This window comes from Bradyrhizobium sp. 35 (assembly GCF_023073215.1).
In the GTDB taxonomy this organism is placed as follows: Bacteria; Pseudomonadota; Alphaproteobacteria; order Rhizobiales; family Xanthobacteraceae; genus Bradyrhizobium; species Bradyrhizobium canariense_D.
On sequence record NZ_JADPJC010000160.1, the window covers coordinates 110842 to 129478 of the forward strand.

An 18637-nucleotide genomic window follows, 5' to 3' on the forward strand; every position below is an offset into this window, starting at 1 on the left:
CACAAATCCTGTCTTCCGGACATGCATCGTGACCGAAAGATCCACCTGCGCAGAACGCGAACTCACCAACCGCTTACTTGCGGGTGGCGCTCACATACATGTTGATTTCCATGCCACAGGGCACTTCGACGATCTTCGGGGCTTTCCAGGCCATTTTCGGCTCTCCATTTTCGAGAATTCGGACGTATCCGCCCAATCCTTAAGTTAGTGCGGGTGGAAAAGTTCGCCAGTGAAATTTTCCCGAGAAAGCCATGTTGCGGCGCAAAAAATGCTGCCGGAACGATACTTGCTGGTGATGCTGCCTTGCGCCCGGCGCATTCGGTCGCGAACCCTCTCCTGATAAAGCGGTTGTGAGTGCAGTGCAGCTTTCAATCCGGTACAGGCGACCCAACTGGAACTTCGTGATGCCCAGATATTTCTTCAACACCCGTATCGGCGACGAACTGATCGTGGATCCTGAGGGAGAGGATTTGCGCAATCCCGATCGCGCCTGGGAGGTTGCCCGCCAGATGATTCTGGAGGTGCTGAGATCGGAAGGCACCCAGCCGGCCCTGCTTGAGGCCGTCATCGAGGTCACCGACCGGGAAGGCGAGATCGTGCTCGAATTCCCCTTCACCGAGGCACTCCTGGACATTCCGGACCAGTCCGCCACCCGGCATTAAGGCTTGCTCTCGCCACCGTCGCAATGGCGGAGGAATCCCTGCGAAATCCGCATGGCTTTGCCGCGTTCCCGGGGCTAAAAGACGCCGGTTACACGGAGCAAGTCATGCAAGATCTCTGGCGCCTGTCGGCGGCCGACCTCGCCGATCTCGTCAAAACCAAAAAGGTCTCCGCCAGGGAGGCCGCGCAGGCCGGCCTCGGCCGGCTCGACGCGGTCAATCCGAGCCTCAACGCCGTGATCGACCACCGGCCCGAGGACGTGCTCAAGCAGGCCGACGCCGTCGATGCCGCCATCGCCAGGGGCGAGGACCCCGGCGTGCTGGCCGGAGTGCCCGTCACCATCAAGGCCAATGTCGACCAGGAGGGCTTTGCCACCACCAACGGCCTCAAACTCCAGCGCGACCTGATCGCGCGCGAGGACAATCCGGTGGTCGCCAATTTCCGCAAAGCCGGCGCCGTTCTGCTTGGGCGCACCAATTGCCCGGCCTTTTCCTATCGCTGGTTCACCACCAACCTGGTCCACGGCGACACCAAGAACCCCCGCGACGCCTCGCTGACGCCGGGCGGCTCGTCCGGCGGCGCGGGCTCGGCGGTCGCGGCCGGCATCGGCCATATCGCCCATGGCACCGACATTGCCGGCTCGATCCGCTATCCCGCCTATGCCTGCGGCGTGCATGGCTTGCGCCCGACCTTGGGCCGCATCCCGGCCTTCAATCCGGCCCTGCCGGAGCGCCCGATCGGGCCGCAGATCATGGCGGTGTCGGGGCCGCTGGCGCGCACCGTCAACGACATCAGGATTTCGCTCGCGGCCATGTCGGCCCGCGACATCCGCGATCCCTGGTTTGTGCCGGTGCCGCTGGAAGGCCCCGCGCGGCCGAAGCGCGCCGCGCTCTGTCTCGACCCGGACGGCCTGGCCAGCGCGCCCGAGGTGAAGGCCGCCGTCATCGACGCCGGCAAGCGGCTCGAACGGGCCGGCTGGACCGTCGAGACAATCGAGAACACCCCGCCGATGCGCGAAGCGGTCGAGTGGCAGATCAAGCTCTGGCTCGGCGACGGCTATGAGGCGCAGCTCGAGATGGCCGAGCGTGAAGGCGATCCCGGCGCGCTGGCGTGCCTGCGTGGCAACCGTGCCAGGGTCACGCCGATGGACCAGGCCAATTACGCCAAGGCATTGACCCGCCGCGCCACGCTGACCCGCGACTGGATGCTGTTCTTCGAGACCTATGCCGTGCTGCTGACGCCGGTCTCCGGCGAACTGCCGTTCCCCGATCATCTCGACCGCAAGGACGACTCTTCCTTCAAACGCGTCTGGGAAGCGCAGTTGCCGCAGATCGCCATTCCCTTCATGGGCCTGCCGGGCCTCGTGGTCTCCACGGGCCTCGTCCGCAAGGCGCCGGTCGGCGTGCACATCGTGTCGGGCCGCTATCGCGAGGATCTCTGCCTGCTCGCAGGCGAGGCGATCGAGGCGGGCGGCGTGCCGCCGTCGCCGATCGATCCCGTAGGTTAGCGATGTCCGCGATCTACGACTTCAAGGCCAACTCGCTTCTCGGCGAAGAAGTGCCGATGCGCAGCTTCGAGGGGCAGGTGCTGCTGATCGTCAACACCGCGAGCAAATGCGGCTTCACGCCGCAATATCGCGGGCTGGAGGATCTGCATCGCGACCTGTCCCCGCGCGGCTTCTCGGTGCTCGGCTTTCCCTGCAACCAGTTCGGTGCGCAGGAGCCAGGGCAGGCGAGCGAGATCCAGGCGTTCTGCTCGACCAATTACGACGTCACCTTTCCCCTGTTCGAGAAGATCGACGTCAACGGCAGCAATGCCCATCCGTTGTATGAGTACCTGAAACGCCAGCAATCCGGCCTGCTGGGCGCCTCCATCAAATGGAATTTCACGAAATTCCTGGTGGACCGCGCCGGCAAGGTGGTTTCGCGCTATGCGCCGACCGCGCGGCCCGAAGGATTGCGGCAGCAAATCGAGACCCTGTTATGAGCGAGACAATCATGAGCGACGAATTTCCGGACCGCCTCTCGGTCGATCCGAACAGCCCCTTTTACAATGCGGACATCCTGGCGCGCGACGTCGGCATCCGCTTCAAGGGTGTCGAGAAGACCAATGTCGAGGAATACTGCATCAGCGAAGGCTGGGTCCGCGTCACCGCAGGCAACGCCAAGGACCGCCACGGCAACCCGCTGACCATCAAGGTGCACGGCCCGGTCGAGCCGTATTTCAGGGATAAGAAGTAGTTTTGGAATGCGAAGCGTGCTTGGGGCACGCCGTCATGCCCGGGCTTGTCCCGGGCATCCACGTTCTTCGAGCGGCTAAGACGTGGATGGCCGGGACAAGCCCGGCCATGACGAGAGGAGGGAGCCCGCAGAAAGCCAAACCCCATGTCCGTCCGCATCGTCGACGTCCGCGAGATCACGAAGCCGATCTCTTCGCCGATCCGCAACGCCTATATCGATTTCACCAAGATGACGACGAGCCTCGTGGCCGTCGTCACCGACGTCGTTCGCGACGGCAAGCGCGTCGTCGGCTACGGCTTCAACTCCAACGGCCGCTACGGGCAGGGCGGCCTGATCCGCGAGCGTTTTGCCTCGCGCATCCTGGAGGCCGATCCGAAATCGCTGCTGAACGCGGCCGGCGACAATCTCGACCCCGACAAGGTCTGGGCCGCGATGATGACCAACGAGAAGCCGGGCGGTCACGGCGAGCGCTCGGTCGCGGTCGGCACCATCGACATGGCGGTGTGGGATGCGGTCGCGAAGATTGCGGGCCAGCCGCTGTTTCGCCTGCTGGCTGAGCGTCACGGCGTCAAAGCCAATCCGCGCGTGTTCGTCTACGCTGCCGGCGGCTACTACTATCCCGGCAAGGACCTCTCGATGCTGCGCGGCGAGATGCGAGGCTATCTCGATCGCGGCTACAACGTCGTGAAGATGAAGATCGGCGGTGCTGATATCGAGGACGACCGCACCCGCATCGAAGCGGTGCTGAAGGAAATCGGCAAGGACGCGCAGCTCGCCGTCGACGCCAACGGCCGCTTCGATCTCGAGACCGGCATCGCCTATGCCAAGATGCTGCGGGATTATCCCTTGTTCTGGTACGAAGAAGTCGGCGATCCCCTGGATTACGCGCTGCAGGCAGCCCTCGCCGAATTCTATCCGGGCCCGATGGCAACAGGCGAAAACCTGTTCAGCCACCAGGATGCCCGCAATTTGATTCGCTACGGCGGCATGCGCCCCGACCGCGACTGGCTGCAATTCGATTGCGCGCTGTCCTACGGCCTGTGCGAATACCAGCGCACGCTGGAGGTGCTGAAAACTCATGGCTGGTCGCCGAGCCGCTGCATCCCCCACGGCGGCCACCAGATGTCGCTCAACATCGCAGCCGGCTTAGGCCTTGGCGGCAACGAGAGCTACCCCGACCTGTTCCAGCCCTATGGTGGCTTCCCCGACGGCGTCCGCGTCGAGAACGGCCACATCACCATGCCGGAGCTGTCAGGCATCGGCTTCGAAGGCAAGTCGGATCTCTACAAGGAGATGAAGGCGCTGGCGGAGTAGGGGGCGCGACGGCCACGCCATGCTTTCCGCTGTCATGCCCCGGCTTGACCGGGGCATCCAGTACGCCGTGGCGAATGTGGCGAGAGCGAGCGCTTCAACGGAGGCCTCTGGAATACTGGATCGCCCGGTCAAGCCGGGCGATGACACCGAGATTGTGGACGAACCAACGCAATCAGCCGAGGTCGTCCCTTACGACAGTCGCATATCCAACAGCCGCCGCCCTTCGCCCTTCAAGAGCTTCTTCACCGCGCTCGAGGCCACGACTTCGCCGTCATTGGCGTAGGCTTCGTGGTTCTTCTCGATGTCGTCGAGGCGGTAGAGGTAGTTGACCATCACGCCGGCGGACTCGCGCACGCCCTTCGGCGAGAGATCGCCTAACCAATTGATGCGCTCGAGGCGGGCGCCATTGCCGAGATGGAAGCGCGCGACGGAGTCGATCAGCTTGCCTTTGGGTGTGCGCGCCTTCAGGAAATAGTGCGCCGCGAGCGGTTCGATCACGCCACGTAGCAGTGTCGTTGTCTCGGGGTTCTCGAACCATTTGGGATCGTCGAGGCGCTTCAGGATCTCGCGGTCCTCGTCCGACAGCGGCAAATCCTTGTCCTGCTTCACCCATGGCATGAAGCCCGGCACCGGCGACAGCGTCACGAAATTGTCGAGCTTGGGCAATTCGCGGCGCAGCTCCTCCACCACCTGCTTGATCAGGAAGCTGCCGAAGGAGATGCCGCCCAGACCGCGCTGGGTGTTGGAGATCGAGTAGAACACGGCGGTACGGGCGCGCTCGATCGGGACGGATGGGCGATCGACCGCGAGCAGCGGCGCGATCGCGCCGGGGATCGTCTCGGTCAACGCGACCTCGACGAAGATCAGGGGCTCGTCCACCATCGCGGGATGGAAGAAGGCGTAGCAGCGGCGGTCGACCGGATCGATGCGGCGGCGCAGATCGTCCCAGTCGCTGATCTCGTGCACGGCCTCATAACGGATGATCTTTTCGAGGATGTTGGCCGGGGTCGACCAGTCGATCCTGCGCAGCACGAGAAACCCCCTGTTGAACCATGACGAGAGAAGATGCGAAACGTCGCGATCGAGTGCGGCGAGATCGGCGTGCCTGTCCATCATGTCGAGCAGGTCGGCGCGCATCTTGACGAGATCGCCGGTGCCGCCGGGTGCGCGGTTGAGGCGGCGGATCAGCTCCTGCCGGCGCGGCTCGGAGGCGAAGTGCAGGGCGCTGGCATCCTCGTCGGCCGGCTTGGCGCGCCATGTCTCGATCGCCTTGGACAGGCGTTCCCGATCCGGGCCGAAATCGCGCACCAGGGCTTCGAAAAAGGCGCGACGTCCCGCCGCATCCAGGTCCTGGTAGATGTCGAGCACCTCACGCGCCATGGCGGTGCCGGAAGCTTCACCCCGGCCCGACAGCAGCGCGCCACAGAGCTCGATCAGCCCATCGGCGTCCGGCTTGGTGTCGGCAGAATCCCCGCGGCGAAGCAGCGTGCGGCCGCGCTCGGAGATGGTAGTAAGTAAGTCGGAGAAGAAGGCGTTGGCCATCGGGGCTTTCGTGTCGGGTTTGTGCGGTGCGGGAATCTTACACGGGATTTGGGCGGAATCCGATCACAATCAAGCGGGGGATTTTGGCAAGTTTAGCGGGGCTATGCGCCCCAAGTGAGTTGTCATGCCCCGGCTTGACCGGGGCATCCAGTACGCCGCAGCTTTTCGCTTCTAGCCGCGCCGTCTCGGAGTACTGGATCGCCCGGTCAAGCCGGGCGATGACACCGAGTGTGTGGCAAACTCCGTCGGCGTCCGTCCCGTCACCTGACGGAACGCGGCCGAAAACGCCGGTACGCTGGCATAGCCGAGCTGGGTCGCGAGCTGCTTCACGGACACATTGGCATCGGTGGACAGCCGCTGGATCGCCGCCGCAATCCTCGCACGCTGGCACCAGCTCTTGAAGCTCAGCTGCGTCTCTGTCGAAAACAGCCGCGACAGTGTGCGCGCGGAGGTTCCGACCTCGCGCGCCAGCGCGTCGATGTCGTGCAGGCCGGTGGGATCGTCGAGCACGATCATGGCCGCGCGCCGGCAGCGCGGCTCGTGTGGCAGCGGCACGAAGGTCGCGGAATCCTCGGCCCGGACCAGTTCCAGCATCACTAGCCGAACCAGCAGATCGGTCCGCTCCTCGGTATTTTGCGCGTCGAACAGCGCGAGGATCGCCTGGTTCAGCAGCGGCGACACCCGCACCACGAATTCCTTGGTCAGTCCCTCATGGCGCTGCGCGCGCTTCAGCCAGGCCAAGTCGAAATACAGCGTCCGCATCTCGATGTCGGCGAGCAGATCGATGGCGTGCTGGAGCCCGGCGGGGACCCAGACCGCGCGGTCCGGCGGCACCAGCCAGCGCCCTCCGGGCGTCGTCACCTGCATGGTGCCCCTGGCGGCATAGATCAGCTGTGCCTCGCGGTGCATATGCGGATCGATCCGCATGCCCTTGGGATAGTCGCGTGCGACCAGATGCACGCCCGCGGGCGAGCGATGATTGCTCCGGACCGCCCGGAGGATTGGCGTCTCGACGACAGTCATTGGCAGCATCCCGTCATGCCCAAGACATATAACTCATTTCGGAGCAGGAGAGGATTCCCATGAACAGCCCCAGCCGGGTGATCAGTTTCGTCAACGCGGGCCATTTCATCGACCATTACGCGATGCTGATTTTCGCCGCCGCGGTGATCATCATGGGACCGGCGCTCGGCATGGCCTATTCGGAACTCCTGCCTTACGCGACGCCGGGCTTCGTCGCCTTCGGCGCGGGCTCGCTGCTCACCGGCTGGCTCGGCGACCGCTGGAGCCGTCGCCACATGATGCTGATCTTCTTCGTCGGCATCGGCGCCTCCATGATCTCGGTTGGCTTCGTGCAGACCCCGGCCCAACTCGGCGCGGCGCTGTTCGCGATCGGCATTTTTGCCTCGATCTATCATCCCGTCGGCACTGCCATGATCGTCTCCTACGCTGACAGGCTCGGCCGCGAGATGGGCATCAACGGCGTCTGGGGCAATCTCGGCGTCGCTTCGTCGGCGCTGGTCACCGGCGTGATCGGCCAGTATCTCGGCTGGCGCTTCGCCTTCATCGTCCCCGGCATCGTCACCATCCTGATCGGCATCGCGTTCGCGACGATGGTCGTTCACGAGGACCGCAAGGGCTCGAAGCAGGCGGCAGCGCAGGCGCGGGTCGCCAAGCAGGACATGTGGCGCGTGATCCTGTCGCTGCTGATCGTGGTGATCGCGATCTCCACGACGTTCAACGCCGTCACCGTGGCGCTGCCAAAGCTGTTCGCGGAGCGGCTTGCCGATCTCACCAAAAGCCCGGCGCTGCTCGGCGTCATCGCGGCCTGCGTCTACGTGTTCGGCGCGATGACGCAGTATACGATCGGCCGGCTGCTCGACCGCTATTCGCTGAAGACAGTGGCGCTGCCGCTGTCCTTCATGCTGGCGCCGTTCCTGTATCTCGCCGCGAGCCTGTCCAATCTGCCGCTGATCCTGGTCTCGATCGGCATCGTCATGGGCGCGTTCGGACAGGTCACGGTCAACGACGCCATGGTCGGCAAATACACCAGCGAGGAATGGCGCTCGCGCGCCTATGCCGTGCGCTATTTCATCGGCTTCACCGCGGCCGGCGCCTCGGTCGGCCTGGTCGCCTGGCTCTACGAGCAGGGCGGCTTCGTCACCATGCTGCATGCCTTCGCCGCACTCTGCCTGCTCGCGATCGCAGCCGCGATCATTCTCCCGCGCGAGATCAGGACACCGCAGGCGGTGTGAGGGATCGGCGTGAGGCGCGCGCCCGTTTCAATCCCGTCATTGCGAGGAGCGTAGCGACGAAGCAATCCAGAATCTTTCGGCGGACGGATTCTGGATTGCTTCCGCCTTCGCTAAAGGTTCGGCTGTCAAGTCGCCGCGCCCGCAATGACGTGGGAGTGGCGGCGGCTCGCGTAGTCTGCCGATGATGCCATCATGCCAGTGTTTTGCCCGACGGGGCAAGCATTTTCGGCAAAGCGAAATTAGATTTCGGCAAAGACGAAATTTTCTCCAGTCTTTTCAACCTCATCTCTACTGTGCATGGGGTTGTTTTCGCGTTTTTTTGTTGAGGCCCCTTACCCGCCGCGAAGTCAAGGAACTCCTGTTGCCTGCCGCGGGTTCTATCCCCGTCATCCCGGCACCTCGCCGGGGCAGATGAAGGGGTAAAATTCCTGCATGCAGTGGAGCCTGCTCCGACCGGTCGGCCTTGTCCCCGCGGCGCTTGTCCTCACCACCGTTGCGGCCAGCGCCGAGGGCGGCAAATCGGCCGGTCCCTCGGAATTCCTGCTGGTGGCCCAGATCGTGCTGTTGATCGCGGTCGGCCGCGGTCTCGGCGAGATCATGCAGCGCCTCGGCCAGCCCTCGGTGATCGGCGAATTGCTCGCCGGCATCCTGCTCGGTCCCTCGCTGTTCGGTTGGGTCTGGCCTGACGCACAGCAGGCAATCTTCCCCAAAACGCCCGAGCAGAAAGCGATGATCGACGGCATCGCGCAGTTCGGCATCCTGCTGCTGTTGCTGCTGACCGGCATGGAGACCGACCTCAAGCTGGTCAGGAAGGTCGGCAAGGCCGCGATCGCGATCTCGATTGCCGGCATCCTCGTGCCCTTTGCCTGCGGTTTTGCGCTCGGCGAATTCCTGCCAGATGCGCTGTTGCCGAATCCGCAAGCCCGCCTGGTTGCGTCGCTGTTCATGGGCACGGCGCTGTCAATCTCCTCGGTGAAGATCGTCGCGGTGGTTGTGCGCGAGATGAACTTCATGCGCCGCAATGTCGGCCAGATCATCGTCGCCACCGCCGTCATCGACGACACCATCGGCTGGATCATCATCGCCGTCATCTTCAGCCTCGCTTCGCACGGCGCGCTGGATATCGCCTCGGTGGCGAAAGCTGTGCTGGGCACGCTGGCCTTCCTCGCGATTAGCTTCACCATCGGCCGCCGCATCGTGTTCCAGCTCATTCGATGGGCCAACGACAATCTCGTCAGCACCGCCCCGGTCATCACGGTGATCCTGCTGCTGATGTGCGCGATGGCGCTGGTCACGCATCTGATCGGCGTCCACACCGTGCTCGGTGCCTTCGTCGCCGGCATTCTGGTCGGGCAGTCCCCGATCCTGACGCGGCAGATCGACGAGCGGCTGCGCGGGCTGATCTCGAGCTTCTTCATGCCGGTGTTCTTCGGTTTGGCCGGCCTGAGCGCCGACCTCACGGTGCTGCGCGATCCCCATCTGCTGATGCTCACCGGCCTGCTGGTCGTGATCGCCAGCGTCGGCAAGTTCGGCGGCGCCTTCGTCGGCGGAACCGTGGGCGGGCTGAACACAAGGGAGTCGCTGGCCCTCGCAAGCGGGATGAACGCGCGCGGCTCGACCGAGGTGATCATCGCCACCATCGGTCTTTCGATCGGCGTGCTCAGCCAGAACCTGTTCACGATGATTGTGACCATGGCGATCGTGACCACGATGGCGATGCCGCCGATGCTGCGCGCCGCGCTGGCAAAGCTGCCGATGAACAAGGACGAGCAAGAGCGCCTGGAGCGGGAAGAATTCGAGAAGCGCGGCTTCGTCGGCAATCTCGAACGCCCCTTGCTCGCCGTGGACGAGAGCGTGAACGCCACCTTCGCTGCCCACATCGCCGGCCTGATCGCCGGCATGCGCGGCTTGCCAATCACCGTGCTGCACATCGGCAAGCGCGCCAAGGATCAGGAGAAGGGCCGCGATGAAGAGGAAAGCGCGGAAACCGTGGTGAAGAAGGCCGCCGAGATCGTATCGGCCCATGGCGATGGCGATGTCGGCAGCGTCGACGTCGTCACCCGGGCAAGGCGTGCGGAGCTCGGCGAGTCCATCGCCGACGAAGCGCGCAAGGGCTTCGATCTTCTGGTCATCGGCGTCGACAAGGTTGCTGCCGCCAAGGATCGCTTCGATCGGAGGATCGAGGACATCGCAGCGAAGTTCGAGGGACCGCTCGCGGTCGTGGCGGCCAAGGGCAAGCACCTGAAGCAGCCGACGCCCGAGGCGCTCAACATCCTCGTTCCGGTCTCCGGCAGCGGCGTCTCCAAGCGCGGCGCCGAGGTCGCGGTCGCGCTGGCGCAGGCGGGATCAGGCTCGCTCCGGGTGATCTATGTCGCGACGACGCGCGACAAGGGCGCGCAGCGCGGCGCCTCGCGTGGTCTGAACCAGGAGGCCGGCATCCTGAAGGACGCCAGCGATCTCGCCGCCCGTTACGAGGTCGACATCACCACGACCTTGCGCGCGAACCGGGCGCCTGAAGCGGCGATCCTGCGCGAGATCGAGACCACCGCCGTCGATCTCGTGGTGATGGGGGTCGATCGCATCCAGGCCGATCATCTCTCCTTCGGCGGCGTCGCCGACGCCGTGCTCAGGCAAGCGAAGGTGTCGGTGCTCCTGGTCTCGAGCGGGGAGGCGCGGCCGACGTCCACGGAGAAAGCCTAGGATTTCACTTCGGCCACTGCCACCGCCTTCGGCGTTTTCTTCGACGCACGCCAGTTCTCGAAGCGCTGCACCACCACGAAGAACGCCGGCACGAACAGCACCGCGAGGCAGGTCGAGGCCAGCATGCCCGAGAACACCGTGATGCCGATCGACTTGCGCGCGCTGGCACCGGCGCCGGTCGCGATCACCAGCGGCACCACGCCGAGGATGAAGGCGAACGACGTCATCAGGATCGGGCGGAAGCGGGCGCGCGCAGCTTCGACCGCGGATTCCAGCACCGGCTTGCCATCGCGGCCGTGCAGCTCGAGCCCGACCTCGACGATCAGGATGGCGTTCTTGGCCGACAGCGCGATCAGCAGGATCAGGCCGATCTGGCAATAGAGGTTGTTGTCGATCTTCAGTGCGTTGAGGATCAGCATGGGGCCGAGCAACGACAGCGGCACCGCCAGGATTACCGAGATCGGCGCGTACCAGCTCTCGTACTGGCCGGCGAGCACGAGATAGACCAGCAGCATGGCGAGCCCGAACACCCAGTAGATCTGGTTGGAGACGGCCTTCTCCTGATAGGACATCGCGGTCCATTCGAAGCCGGTGCCCGGCGGCAGCGTCTTGTCCGCGATCTCCTCCATCAGCTTCAGCGACTGGCCAGAGGAGTAGCCCTGCGCCGGCAGGCCGATCACGGTCGACGATGGATAGAGATTGTAGAGGCTGATCAGCGACGGGCCGGTGGCGGGCGTGATCGTGGCAACCGTGCCGATCGGGATCATGTCGCCGTTCGAGTTGCGCACCATCATGTTGGCGATGTCGCGCTCGGTGACGCGGAAGGCGGGATCGGCCTGGGTGTAGACCTGGAACACGCGGCCGAACTTGTTGAACTGGTTGACATAGGACGAGCCGAGATAGGTCGAGAGCGCCGCGAACACCTGGTCCGTCGTCACGTGCAGCGTCTGGGTCTTGATGCGGTCGATCTCGACGTTGAATTGCGGCACCGAGGAGCGGAACGAGGATTGGACGCGCTGCAGCGCGCTCTGGCTCTGGCCATTGCTGACCATCGCGCCCGTGATGGCCTGGAGCTTGGCGAAATCGCTGTTGCCGTCGCGCAGCTCGACCTGCATCGAGAAGCCGGCCGCGTTGCCGATGCCCTGGATCGGCGGCGGCGGCAGCACCAGCGTGCGCGCTTCCATGATGGCCGCGAGCTTGTCGTTCAGCCCGTAGACCAGTGAGCGCAGATCCTCGCCCGGTCCTTTGCGCGCGTCCCAATCTTTCAGGATAATGTAGGCGACGCCGGCATTGGCAAGGCTGGCGCTGTTGTCCAGCGCGGAGATGCCGGCGATGGTGATGACTTGCTGGACTCCGGGCGTGTCCTTGATCAGCTCGCTCGCTCTGTCGAGCACCTTCTGGGTCCGTTCCAGCGCGGCACCGTCAGGCAGTTGCACGGCGGCGATCAGGTAGCCCTGGTCCTCGATCGGCAGGAAGCCGGTCGGTACCCGGGACAGCCCGTAGCCGCCGATCCCGATCAGCACCAGCGCGATCGCGACCGAGATCGTGCTGTTCCTGCACAGCACGCCGATCAGTCGGATGTAGCCGCGCTCGACGCGGTTGTAGACCGCGTTGAAGCCGCGATAGAAGAAGTTGCGCTGCTCCGGCGGCACCGTCGGCCGCAGCCAGAGAGCGCATTGCGTCGGCTTCAGCGTCGCCGCGTTGATGGCGGACAGAAGCGCGGTCGCCGCGATCACCAGCGCAAATTGCGAATAGATGCGGCCGGTGAGCCCGGCGAGGAACGACGCTGGCAAAAACACCGAGATCAACACCAGCGTGATGCCGACGATCGGCGCGAACAGCTGGTCCATCGCCTTGATCGCGGCGTCATGGCCGTTCATGCCCTGCTCGATGTTGTGGGCCGCGCCTTCCACCACGACGATGGCATCGTCGACGACGATGCCGATCGCTAGCACGATCGCGAACAGCGTCGACATGTTGATGGTGAAGCCGAGCGCGGCCATGGCGGCGAAGGCGCCGATGATGGTCACCGGCACAGTGGTCGCCGGCACCAGCATCGCGCGCCAGTCCTGCAGGAACACCAGGATCACGACCAGCACCAGCAGGCCGGCCTCGATCAGCGTCATGTAGACCTCGTGCACCGAGGCCTGCACGAATTTGGTGGTGTCGAACGGCGTGTCGTACTTCATGCCCTGCGGGAAGGCCTTGGCGAGCTGCGCCATCTTCTTCTCGACAGCCTGCTCGACCTGGAGTGCGTTGGCGCCGGGTGACTGGAACACGCCGATGCCGGTGGCAGGCTGCTTGTTGAGCGAGAAGATCTGGCTGTAGGTCTGCGCGCCCAATTCGACCCAGCCGACGTCGCGCACCCGCGTGACGTCGCCGCTGGTGCCTGATTTGACAATGATGTTCTCGAACTCGGTGGTATCGTCGAGCCTGCCGTTGACGTTGAGGGTGTACTGGAACGCCTGACCCGGCGGCGTCGGCGGTGCGCCGACCTGGCCGGCGGAGACCTGCTGGCTCTGCTGCTGGATCGCCTGGATGACGTCCTGCGGCACCAGGCCCCGGACCTGCAGCTTGTTCGGATCGAGCCACACCCGCATCGAATACTGGCCGGCGCCGAACACGGTGACGTTGCCGACGCCGGGCAGGCGCGAGAGTTCGTCGCGGAGGTTGATGGTGGCGTAGTTGCTCAAATAAAGGCTGTCGAACGTCTTGTCGGGCGAGGTCAGCGTCACGAACAGCAGGATCGACGTCGACCGCTTCTGTACGGTGACGCCCTGGTTCTGCACCGACTGGGGCAATTGCGACAGCGCGCTGGAGACGCGGTTCTGCACCAGCACTTGCGCGAAGTTCAGGTCGGTGCCGATCTTGAAGGTCACGGTCAGCGTATAGGTGCCGTCGGAGCCGCTGTAGGACTGCATGTAGAGCATGTCCTCGACGCCGTTGACCTGTTGTTCGATCGGCAAGGCAACTGTGTCGATCACGGTCTTGGCGCTGGCGCCGGGATAGCGTGTGGTGACCTGCACTGTCGGCGGCACCACGTCGGGATATTGCGCGATCGCGAGGTTGAACAGCGCGACGCCGCCGATCAGGATCATCAGCAGCGCGATGACGTTCGAGAGGACCGGCCGCTCGATGAAGAACTTTGAGATCATGGCAGGCGCTCCTACTTACTTGGCAGACGCCTGCGGCTGCTCGATCTTCGTCACCTGCGGCTCGATCTTCTGGCCCGGAATCACCCGCAGCAGCCCTGCGATCACCACGCGATCATCCGGCTTCAAGCCGCTTTCGATCACGCGCAAACCGTTGTCCACGGGACCGATCTGCACCTTGCGCTGCTCGACAACGTTGTCGCCATTGACGACGAGGAGATAGCGGCCGCCCTGATCGCTGCCGAGCGCGGTGTCGGGCACGAGCAGGGCGTCCTTCTCCTGAGTGAAGGGCACGCGAACGCGGACGAAATAGCCGGGCAGCAGCACCCGCTTGTCGTTGGGGACAAGGCCCCGCACTGCGAGCGTGCCCGTCGACTGGGTGAGGGTCGGGGCGACATAGTCAAGCTTGCCCTCATGCGGATAACCGGCCTCGGTCTGCAAACCGACTTGAATCGGAAATTGCTTCATGTCTGCGGCGGTGAGCCCGCGGCGGGCGGCCTCGGCACGGATGCGCAGCACGTCCTGCTCGTTGACGGTGAAATTCACATAGATCGGGTCCATCGCGACGATGGACGCGAGTTGAGTTGGAGAGGAGACGCCGACGAGTTCGCCGACCGAGACCATGTGAGCGCTGACGATGCCGTCGAAAGGCGCGGTCACGTTGGTGTAGCCGTAGTTGACCTGGGCGAGCTTGGTGTTGGCCTCGGCCTGCTGGAGATTGGCCTGCGCGTTATCGCGCGTCGATGTCGAGGTGTCGAGCGTGGCCTGCGAGACGGCCTGGCGCTGCACCAGCTCAGCCTGCCGTTTGTAGTCGGCTTCCGCCTGCCGGACTGAGGCCTGCGCGCCGGCCTCGGCCGCCCGCGCCTGGTCGAGCTTGAGCTTGTAGGTCTCGGGCTCGATCGTGAACAGCTGGGTGCCCTGCTTGACGAAGGCGCCGTCCTGGTAGTCGATCGATTGCAGGAATCCCTGCACGCGCGCGACGAGATCGACATTCTTGAACGGCGCGGTGTTGCCGGTGGCCTCGACATACCGCGTCACCGGGCGCTGCACCGGCGCGGCGACGTCCACCTTGGGCGGCGGCGGAGCGACGAAACTGTTCTTGTCCTCGCAGCCGGCGAGCGCGGCCACGGCCATCGCGGCGGCCAGTGCCTGCCCGACATGTCTCCACGCTTCGTTGCGCCGTGCGGGAGATGCGGGATTCGCGCAGGTCATTCGGTGGCCCCCGGTTGCTGTCTATCGAGGCGGGAGGCTACCAACAAATGCCCGGACGTGGAACACCATAGCCATGGCAGTCGTCGGCCTTGCGCTGCGGACCGCGCTGTGGCCTTTGGCAGTTTTGCCATCACAAACCGCTTTTTATCGCGCACCCGATCGACCAGAACTATGTCACAGGCCGAGCGACGGCGCGCGAAGCGGTCGGGACGAACAAGAGAAGAATACAAGAAGAAAAGGTCGGGAGATCATGACATGCCCACGTCGGTCCTTAAGTCGGTCCTTGCCGGCCTCATTCTCGCAGCGGCGGTCGTCATGCCCGCGCTAGGCGATGGACTTAAGGACGAGATCGCACCGACCGGCAAGCTGCGGGTCGCGATTGCGATCAGCCTGGCTGGCGGCGCGTTCTGGTCCACCAAGACCGGAGACGGCTATGCCGGCGTGCCGGTCGATCTCGGCAGGGAGATGGCCGGGCAACTCGGCGTGCCCGTTGAATATGTCGTGTACCAGAATTCAGGGCAGATCACTGACGCGGCATCGAACGGCAACTGGGACGTCACCTGGTTGCCCAAAGATCCTGAGCGCGAGAGCAGGATGATGTTCGGCCCGATCTACGAGGTCGCGGACGCCACCTACATCGTCAAATCAGGCTCGAACGTCACCAATTTCGCCACGCTCGATCAGGGGGGCATCAAGGTCGCGGCCGTGAACGCCACGACCACGATGCGCGGCGCGGCCGCGCATCTGAAGAATGCGAAGGTCACGGGCTATCAGACCTATGACGAGATCTTCGGCCTCCTCAGCAGCGGCCAGATCGATGCGTTTGCGCTGTCGCGCGACCAGCTCAACAAGATGGCGCAGAAGATCCCGGGCACGCGCGTGCTCGACGAGACCTTCAAGAAGACCGTCACGGCGGTCGCTGTACCGCTCGGCCACCCCCAAGCGCTGACCTTCGTCACCAAATTCATGAACGAGGCGGTGACGAATGGCACCTTGCGCAAGGCCTACGACAGCAATGGCCTGAAGGACGCGCCGATCTGCACCGAATAGGACGGCGGCGCAGGATGACTGCGCCGCGCTCCGGCCCTACGGCTCCGCGGTGCGGATGCCCGCGGGGCTCACTTGCATCTTGAGCGTGGATGTCTTGTTCAGCGCCTTGCCATCGAACGAGAAGGCGATCAGCTCGTTTTCGACCATGCACTGGGCCACGACATATTTGGACTCCTTGGACCACACCATGCCCTGGCACCAATGGCCGATCTTCGCTTCCGTCACCGGCGTAAGGTCAGTGCCCGAAATCTTGTAGACCTTGAGCAGGCCGAAATCGTTGAAGAACGGCGACGCCGACGGCTTGTTCGAACCGTTCATGACGGTCACGGCCACGTAGTTGCCGTCCGGGGACATCTTCACGGCTTCCGGCGTCTGCCCGACGGTGACTGTCGTGACGACGCGGATCGGTTTCGCCGTCATGTCGATCAGGCTGATCGAGTCGTTGTCGCCGCTGCTGGCGCCGACATTGCCGACGATGGCGGCGGCGCTGCCGGTGACATCGATGTCGTAGGGGCGGATGCCCGCGGAGAGATCGCGCTTGGCGTACTCGACCTTGCTCCCGTCCACAGTCAGAAGCGAGATCTTGCTGTCTCCGTCGCGCGTGACCAGCGCGGTCGCGCCGTCATGGGAAAAGACCGCGTGGCTGGGGCCTGATTTGGCGTCGCCGAGCTAGATCTTGCCGACGGGCGCAAGCGTGCCCCCGCTGATGGTGAAGACCGAGACCGTTCCTTCGCTGCGGTTCGCAACCAGCGCCAGCGTGCCCGCGCGGTTGATCGAAACGCCGGCAGCGCCCGCGCCGGCTTGCAAGGTCGCCAGTACTTTGGGCGGCGTGGATTTCAGGTCGATGACCGAAAGCTTGTCGTCGGGCACCGTCTTGGTCGGATCCGCGGGATCGAGCTTCATCGCGCCGGTAACGAGGGCGAACGCGCCATCCGGCGCAATTGCCACGCTCGGCGGCGGTCCGACGACGCTGGCCGGGGCGGGCACCTCGCCTAGAAGTTTCAAGGCACCGTCGGTGAAGTCGATGACGCTCACCGTGTCCGGCAGTGGTTGCTTGCGCACCAGGGCGCTGCCGTTCTCGAGCACCATCTTGCCGTCATTGGCCGTGACGACGATCTCGGCGTGCGCGGCGAAATTGGCGAGGCCCGCCAGGGATGTTGAGATCAAAGCACATGCGGCACGGCGCGTGCGCTTGCGAAGAGCGGCTGTCATATGTCCCCCCGAGATTTGTTCTTGTCCGGAGAAGCTAAATGCACCGGGCGCAGGACGCAATGACCAGGTGGCGAGCGTTTGCCTTTGAAGACGCCGACGGACGGCTACAAGGCGGGAGCTAGCCTCTCAGTCGCGTGCCACGCGGCGAGGCCCCTCAGCGTGGCTTGATCTCCGCGTATTTCGCCATCGCCTTCTCGAACTTCCGCTTGAACAGCCACATCGCGCCAAGGATTTCCCGGAAGCTTGCCGAGGTGCGCGCCCGGTCGGCCTGTCCGAATGCGAAGATGCTGTTGTTGCGCAGGTGCTTCATGATCGTCGGACTGGACACCCTGTAGTTCAGGAGATCGCCGGACCTGAGCGCCGCCCGCGTCGGCGTGGGAACGATCTGGATCAGCTCGAACAGCTTCATTTGGTCGATCGGGTCGGGCAGCGTCTTCACGATTCCTGGGATCTCCCGGAAAATATCCGCATGCGCGTTCATCAGGCCGTCGCGCACGTTGGTCCAGTGATTGAAGCGATGATCGGTGCCGCGGGCCCGCGCCTCCTCCTTGTCGTCGCGCGCGCTCAACCCGGGATCGGCGGCCGCGATCTCGCCCTTGATGGCGTCCCATTTCCTATGGCCGTTGCGGTCCTCGGACGGGCCGGTCTGGAAGCTGCCCATATAGGTGTTCGAGCGCCCGTTGCGGACGTTCTGCTTGCCGTTGGTCTCGGCGAAGAACAGCCCCAGACTGATCCGGCCCGCGGCTTCGGCGTGGTCAGGCGCCAACCCCTTGGCGCGTGCGATCGCGACCGCGAGATCCACCACGTCCTTGAACGGTGTCGCCGAGTTCTGCGCGCCGGCCGGCGGCGCTTCCATGATCTCGAACAGCTTTGAGTATTCGTCCACCAGCGGTTCGATGTCGGCATCGAAATAGGCCGGCGGGATCTCGAACTTGTTGGGCCTGCCGGTCCGCGACGGCATGACGTCGGTGAGATCCTTGTAAGCACTGATCACGGCGACGCGTGCCAGATAGAGCGCCTGGCCCGGCAGGTTCGGCAGCGGCTGTTTGGCGTCGATCTGGCGGCGCCGCTCGGAGAGAATCGCTTTGAAATCGCCGAGCGCACGCTCGTAGGTCGCAACCGCCTCCGATTGCCTGGCCGTGAGCGTTTGCGCCAGGCTCGGGACGAAGGTCGCAAGGATCAGCCCAAGCGCCGTTATGACTGCGGCGGCGCGATGTCGTGCTCTCATGGCCGGTTCCCTGGGCCTGTCGATTCGATGGCCAAGGGGATCGTAAGCATCGGAGGCGAGGGCTGGCGAGCG

At 64.4% G+C, this 18637-nt stretch carries 15 protein-coding genes and 1 pseudogene; 8 read left to right on the forward strand and 8 right to left on the reverse strand.

Annotated elements, in window-relative coordinates; translation table 11 throughout:
* Positions 1-73 precede the first annotated feature (73 nt).
* Entirely contained in the window at positions 74-154 is an 81-nt protein-coding gene (gene pqqA / locus IVB36_RS36360) for a pyrroloquinoline quinone precursor peptide PqqA (protein WP_007595659.1), read from the reverse strand.
* A 250-nt stretch (positions 155-404) separates the two neighbouring features.
* Between pqqA and IVB36_RS36365 the strand changes: the two genes are divergently transcribed.
* From IVB36_RS36365 to tarD, 5 genes are all read left to right on the forward strand, one after another.
* Entirely contained in the window at positions 405-662 is a 258-nt protein-coding gene (locus tag IVB36_RS36365) for a hypothetical protein (RefSeq protein WP_007613759.1), read from the forward strand.
* 104 nt (positions 663-766) lie between these two features.
* Entirely contained in the window at positions 767-2167 is a 1401-nt protein-coding gene (locus IVB36_RS36370) for an amidase family protein (protein WP_247394780.1), read from the forward strand.
* A gap of 2 nt (positions 2168-2169) precedes the next feature.
* On the forward strand, positions 2170-2646 hold the full coding sequence (locus IVB36_RS36375) for a glutathione peroxidase (protein WP_018454085.1): 477 nt from the start codon (positions 2170-2172) through the stop codon (positions 2644-2646).
* Positions 2643-2900: a DUF3297 family protein gene (locus IVB36_RS36380; protein WP_007613756.1), complete on the forward strand. Its 258-nt coding sequence runs from the start codon at positions 2643-2645 to the stop codon at positions 2898-2900. Before IVB36_RS36375 ends, IVB36_RS36380 begins: the two co-directional genes overlap by 4 nt.
* Positions 2901-3044: 144 nt before the next feature.
* Positions 3045-4214, forward strand: a complete 1170-nt coding sequence (gene tarD / locus IVB36_RS36385; RefSeq protein ID WP_085361487.1) for a D(-)-tartrate dehydratase — start codon at positions 3045-3047, stop codon at positions 4212-4214.
* A 189-nt stretch (positions 4215-4403) separates the two neighbouring features.
* On the opposite strand, the gene IVB36_RS36390 is transcribed toward tarD, so the two are convergent.
* Both IVB36_RS36390 and IVB36_RS36395 read right to left on the reverse strand, forming a co-directional pair.
* Positions 4404-5756, reverse strand: coding sequence for a malonyl-CoA decarboxylase (locus IVB36_RS36390; protein ID WP_247394783.1), 1353 nt, complete (start codon positions 5754-5756; stop codon positions 4404-4406).
* 171 nt (positions 5757-5927) lie between these two features.
* Positions 5928-6779, reverse strand: a complete 852-nt coding sequence (locus tag IVB36_RS36395; protein WP_026232669.1) for a helix-turn-helix transcriptional regulator — start codon at positions 6777-6779, stop codon at positions 5928-5930.
* Between the two features lie 59 nt (positions 6780-6838).
* Between IVB36_RS36395 and IVB36_RS36400 the strand changes: the two genes are divergently transcribed.
* Together IVB36_RS36400 and IVB36_RS36405 are read left to right on the forward strand one after the other, a co-directional pair.
* Positions 6839-8011 carry an MFS transporter gene (locus IVB36_RS36400; protein WP_018454089.1) on the forward strand — a complete coding sequence of 391 codons (1173 nt, stop codon included), beginning with the start codon at positions 6839-6841 and terminating at the stop codon, positions 8009-8011.
* Between the two features lie 432 nt (positions 8012-8443).
* On the forward strand, positions 8444-10711 hold the full coding sequence (locus tag IVB36_RS36405; RefSeq protein WP_247394786.1) for a cation:proton antiporter: 2268 nt from the start codon (positions 8444-8446) through the stop codon (positions 10709-10711).
* Here the strand turns inward: IVB36_RS36405 and IVB36_RS36410 are convergent.
* Together IVB36_RS36410 and IVB36_RS36415 are read right to left on the reverse strand one after the other, a co-directional pair.
* Complete coding sequence (locus IVB36_RS36410; RefSeq protein WP_247294998.1) at positions 10708-13866, reverse strand: multidrug efflux RND transporter permease subunit; 3159 nt, start codon at positions 13864-13866, stop codon at positions 10708-10710. The genes IVB36_RS36405 and IVB36_RS36410 overlap by 4 nt on opposite strands.
* Positions 13867-13881: 15 nt before the next feature.
* Positions 13882-15075 carry an efflux RND transporter periplasmic adaptor subunit gene (locus tag IVB36_RS36415; protein WP_247294996.1) on the reverse strand — a complete coding sequence of 398 codons (1194 nt, stop codon included), beginning with the start codon at positions 15073-15075 and terminating at the stop codon, positions 13882-13884.
* A gap of 255 nt (positions 15076-15330) precedes the next feature.
* Here IVB36_RS36415 and IVB36_RS36420 point away from each other — a divergent pair, with 255 nt between their 5' ends.
* Positions 15331-16125: an ABC transporter substrate-binding protein gene (locus IVB36_RS36420; RefSeq protein ID WP_247394789.1), complete on the forward strand. Its 795-nt coding sequence runs from the start codon at positions 15331-15333 to the stop codon at positions 16123-16125.
* Between the two features lie 36 nt (positions 16126-16161).
* Here the strand turns inward: IVB36_RS36420 and IVB36_RS36425 are convergent.
* From IVB36_RS36425 to IVB36_RS36435, 3 genes and pseudogenes are all read right to left on the reverse strand, one after another.
* Positions 16162-16770, reverse strand: a pseudogene (locus IVB36_RS36425) (YncE family protein); the annotation flags it as partial.
* A 24-nt stretch (positions 16771-16794) separates the two neighbouring features.
* A complete protein-coding gene (locus IVB36_RS36430) occupies positions 16795-17292 on the reverse strand; it encodes a hypothetical protein (protein ID WP_231190411.1) in 498 nt (165 codons plus the stop codon).
* Between the two features lie 199 nt (positions 17293-17491).
* Entirely contained in the window at positions 17492-18565 is a 1074-nt protein-coding gene (locus IVB36_RS36435; protein WP_018454095.1) for a hypothetical protein, read from the reverse strand.
* Between the last annotated feature and the right edge of the window lie 72 nt (positions 18566-18637).

Coding starts and splice junctions, on each gene's coding strand:
- IVB36_RS36400 (WP_018454089.1), top strand. CDS start 6,839: ATGAACAGCCCCAGCCGGGTGATCAGTTTCGTCAACGCGGGCCATTTC.
- IVB36_RS36365 (WP_007613759.1), top strand. CDS start 405: ATGCCCAGATATTTCTTCAACACCCGTATCGGCGACGAACTGATCGTG.
- IVB36_RS36370 (WP_247394780.1), top strand. CDS start 767: ATGCAAGATCTCTGGCGCCTGTCGGCGGCCGACCTCGCCGATCTCGTC.
- tarD (WP_085361487.1), top strand. CDS start 3,045: ATGTCCGTCCGCATCGTCGACGTCCGCGAGATCACGAAGCCGATCTCT.
- IVB36_RS36380 (WP_007613756.1), top strand. CDS start 2,643: ATGAGCGAGACAATCATGAGCGACGAATTTCCGGACCGCCTCTCGGTC.
- IVB36_RS36415 (WP_247294996.1), bottom strand. CDS start 15,075: ATGACCTGCGCGAATCCCGCATCTCCCGCACGGCGCAACGAAGCGTGG.
- pqqA (WP_007595659.1), bottom strand. CDS start 154: ATGGCCTGGAAAGCCCCGAAGATCGTCGAAGTGCCCTGTGGCATGGAA.
- IVB36_RS36390 (WP_247394783.1), bottom strand. CDS start 5,756: ATGGCCAACGCCTTCTTCTCCGACTTACTTACTACCATCTCCGAGCGC.
- IVB36_RS36405 (WP_247394786.1), top strand. CDS start 8,444: ATGCAGTGGAGCCTGCTCCGACCGGTCGGCCTTGTCCCCGCGGCGCTT.
- IVB36_RS36375 (WP_018454085.1), top strand. CDS start 2,170: ATGTCCGCGATCTACGACTTCAAGGCCAACTCGCTTCTCGGCGAAGAA.
- IVB36_RS36435 (WP_018454095.1), bottom strand. CDS start 18,565: ATGAGAGCACGACATCGCGCCGCCGCAGTCATAACGGCGCTTGGGCTG.
- IVB36_RS36395 (WP_026232669.1), bottom strand. CDS start 6,779: ATGACTGTCGTCGAGACGCCAATCCTCCGGGCGGTCCGGAGCAATCAT.
- IVB36_RS36410 (WP_247294998.1), bottom strand. CDS start 13,866: ATGATCTCAAAGTTCTTCATCGAGCGGCCGGTCCTCTCGAACGTCATC.
- IVB36_RS36420 (WP_247394789.1), top strand. CDS start 15,331: ATGCCCACGTCGGTCCTTAAGTCGGTCCTTGCCGGCCTCATTCTCGCA.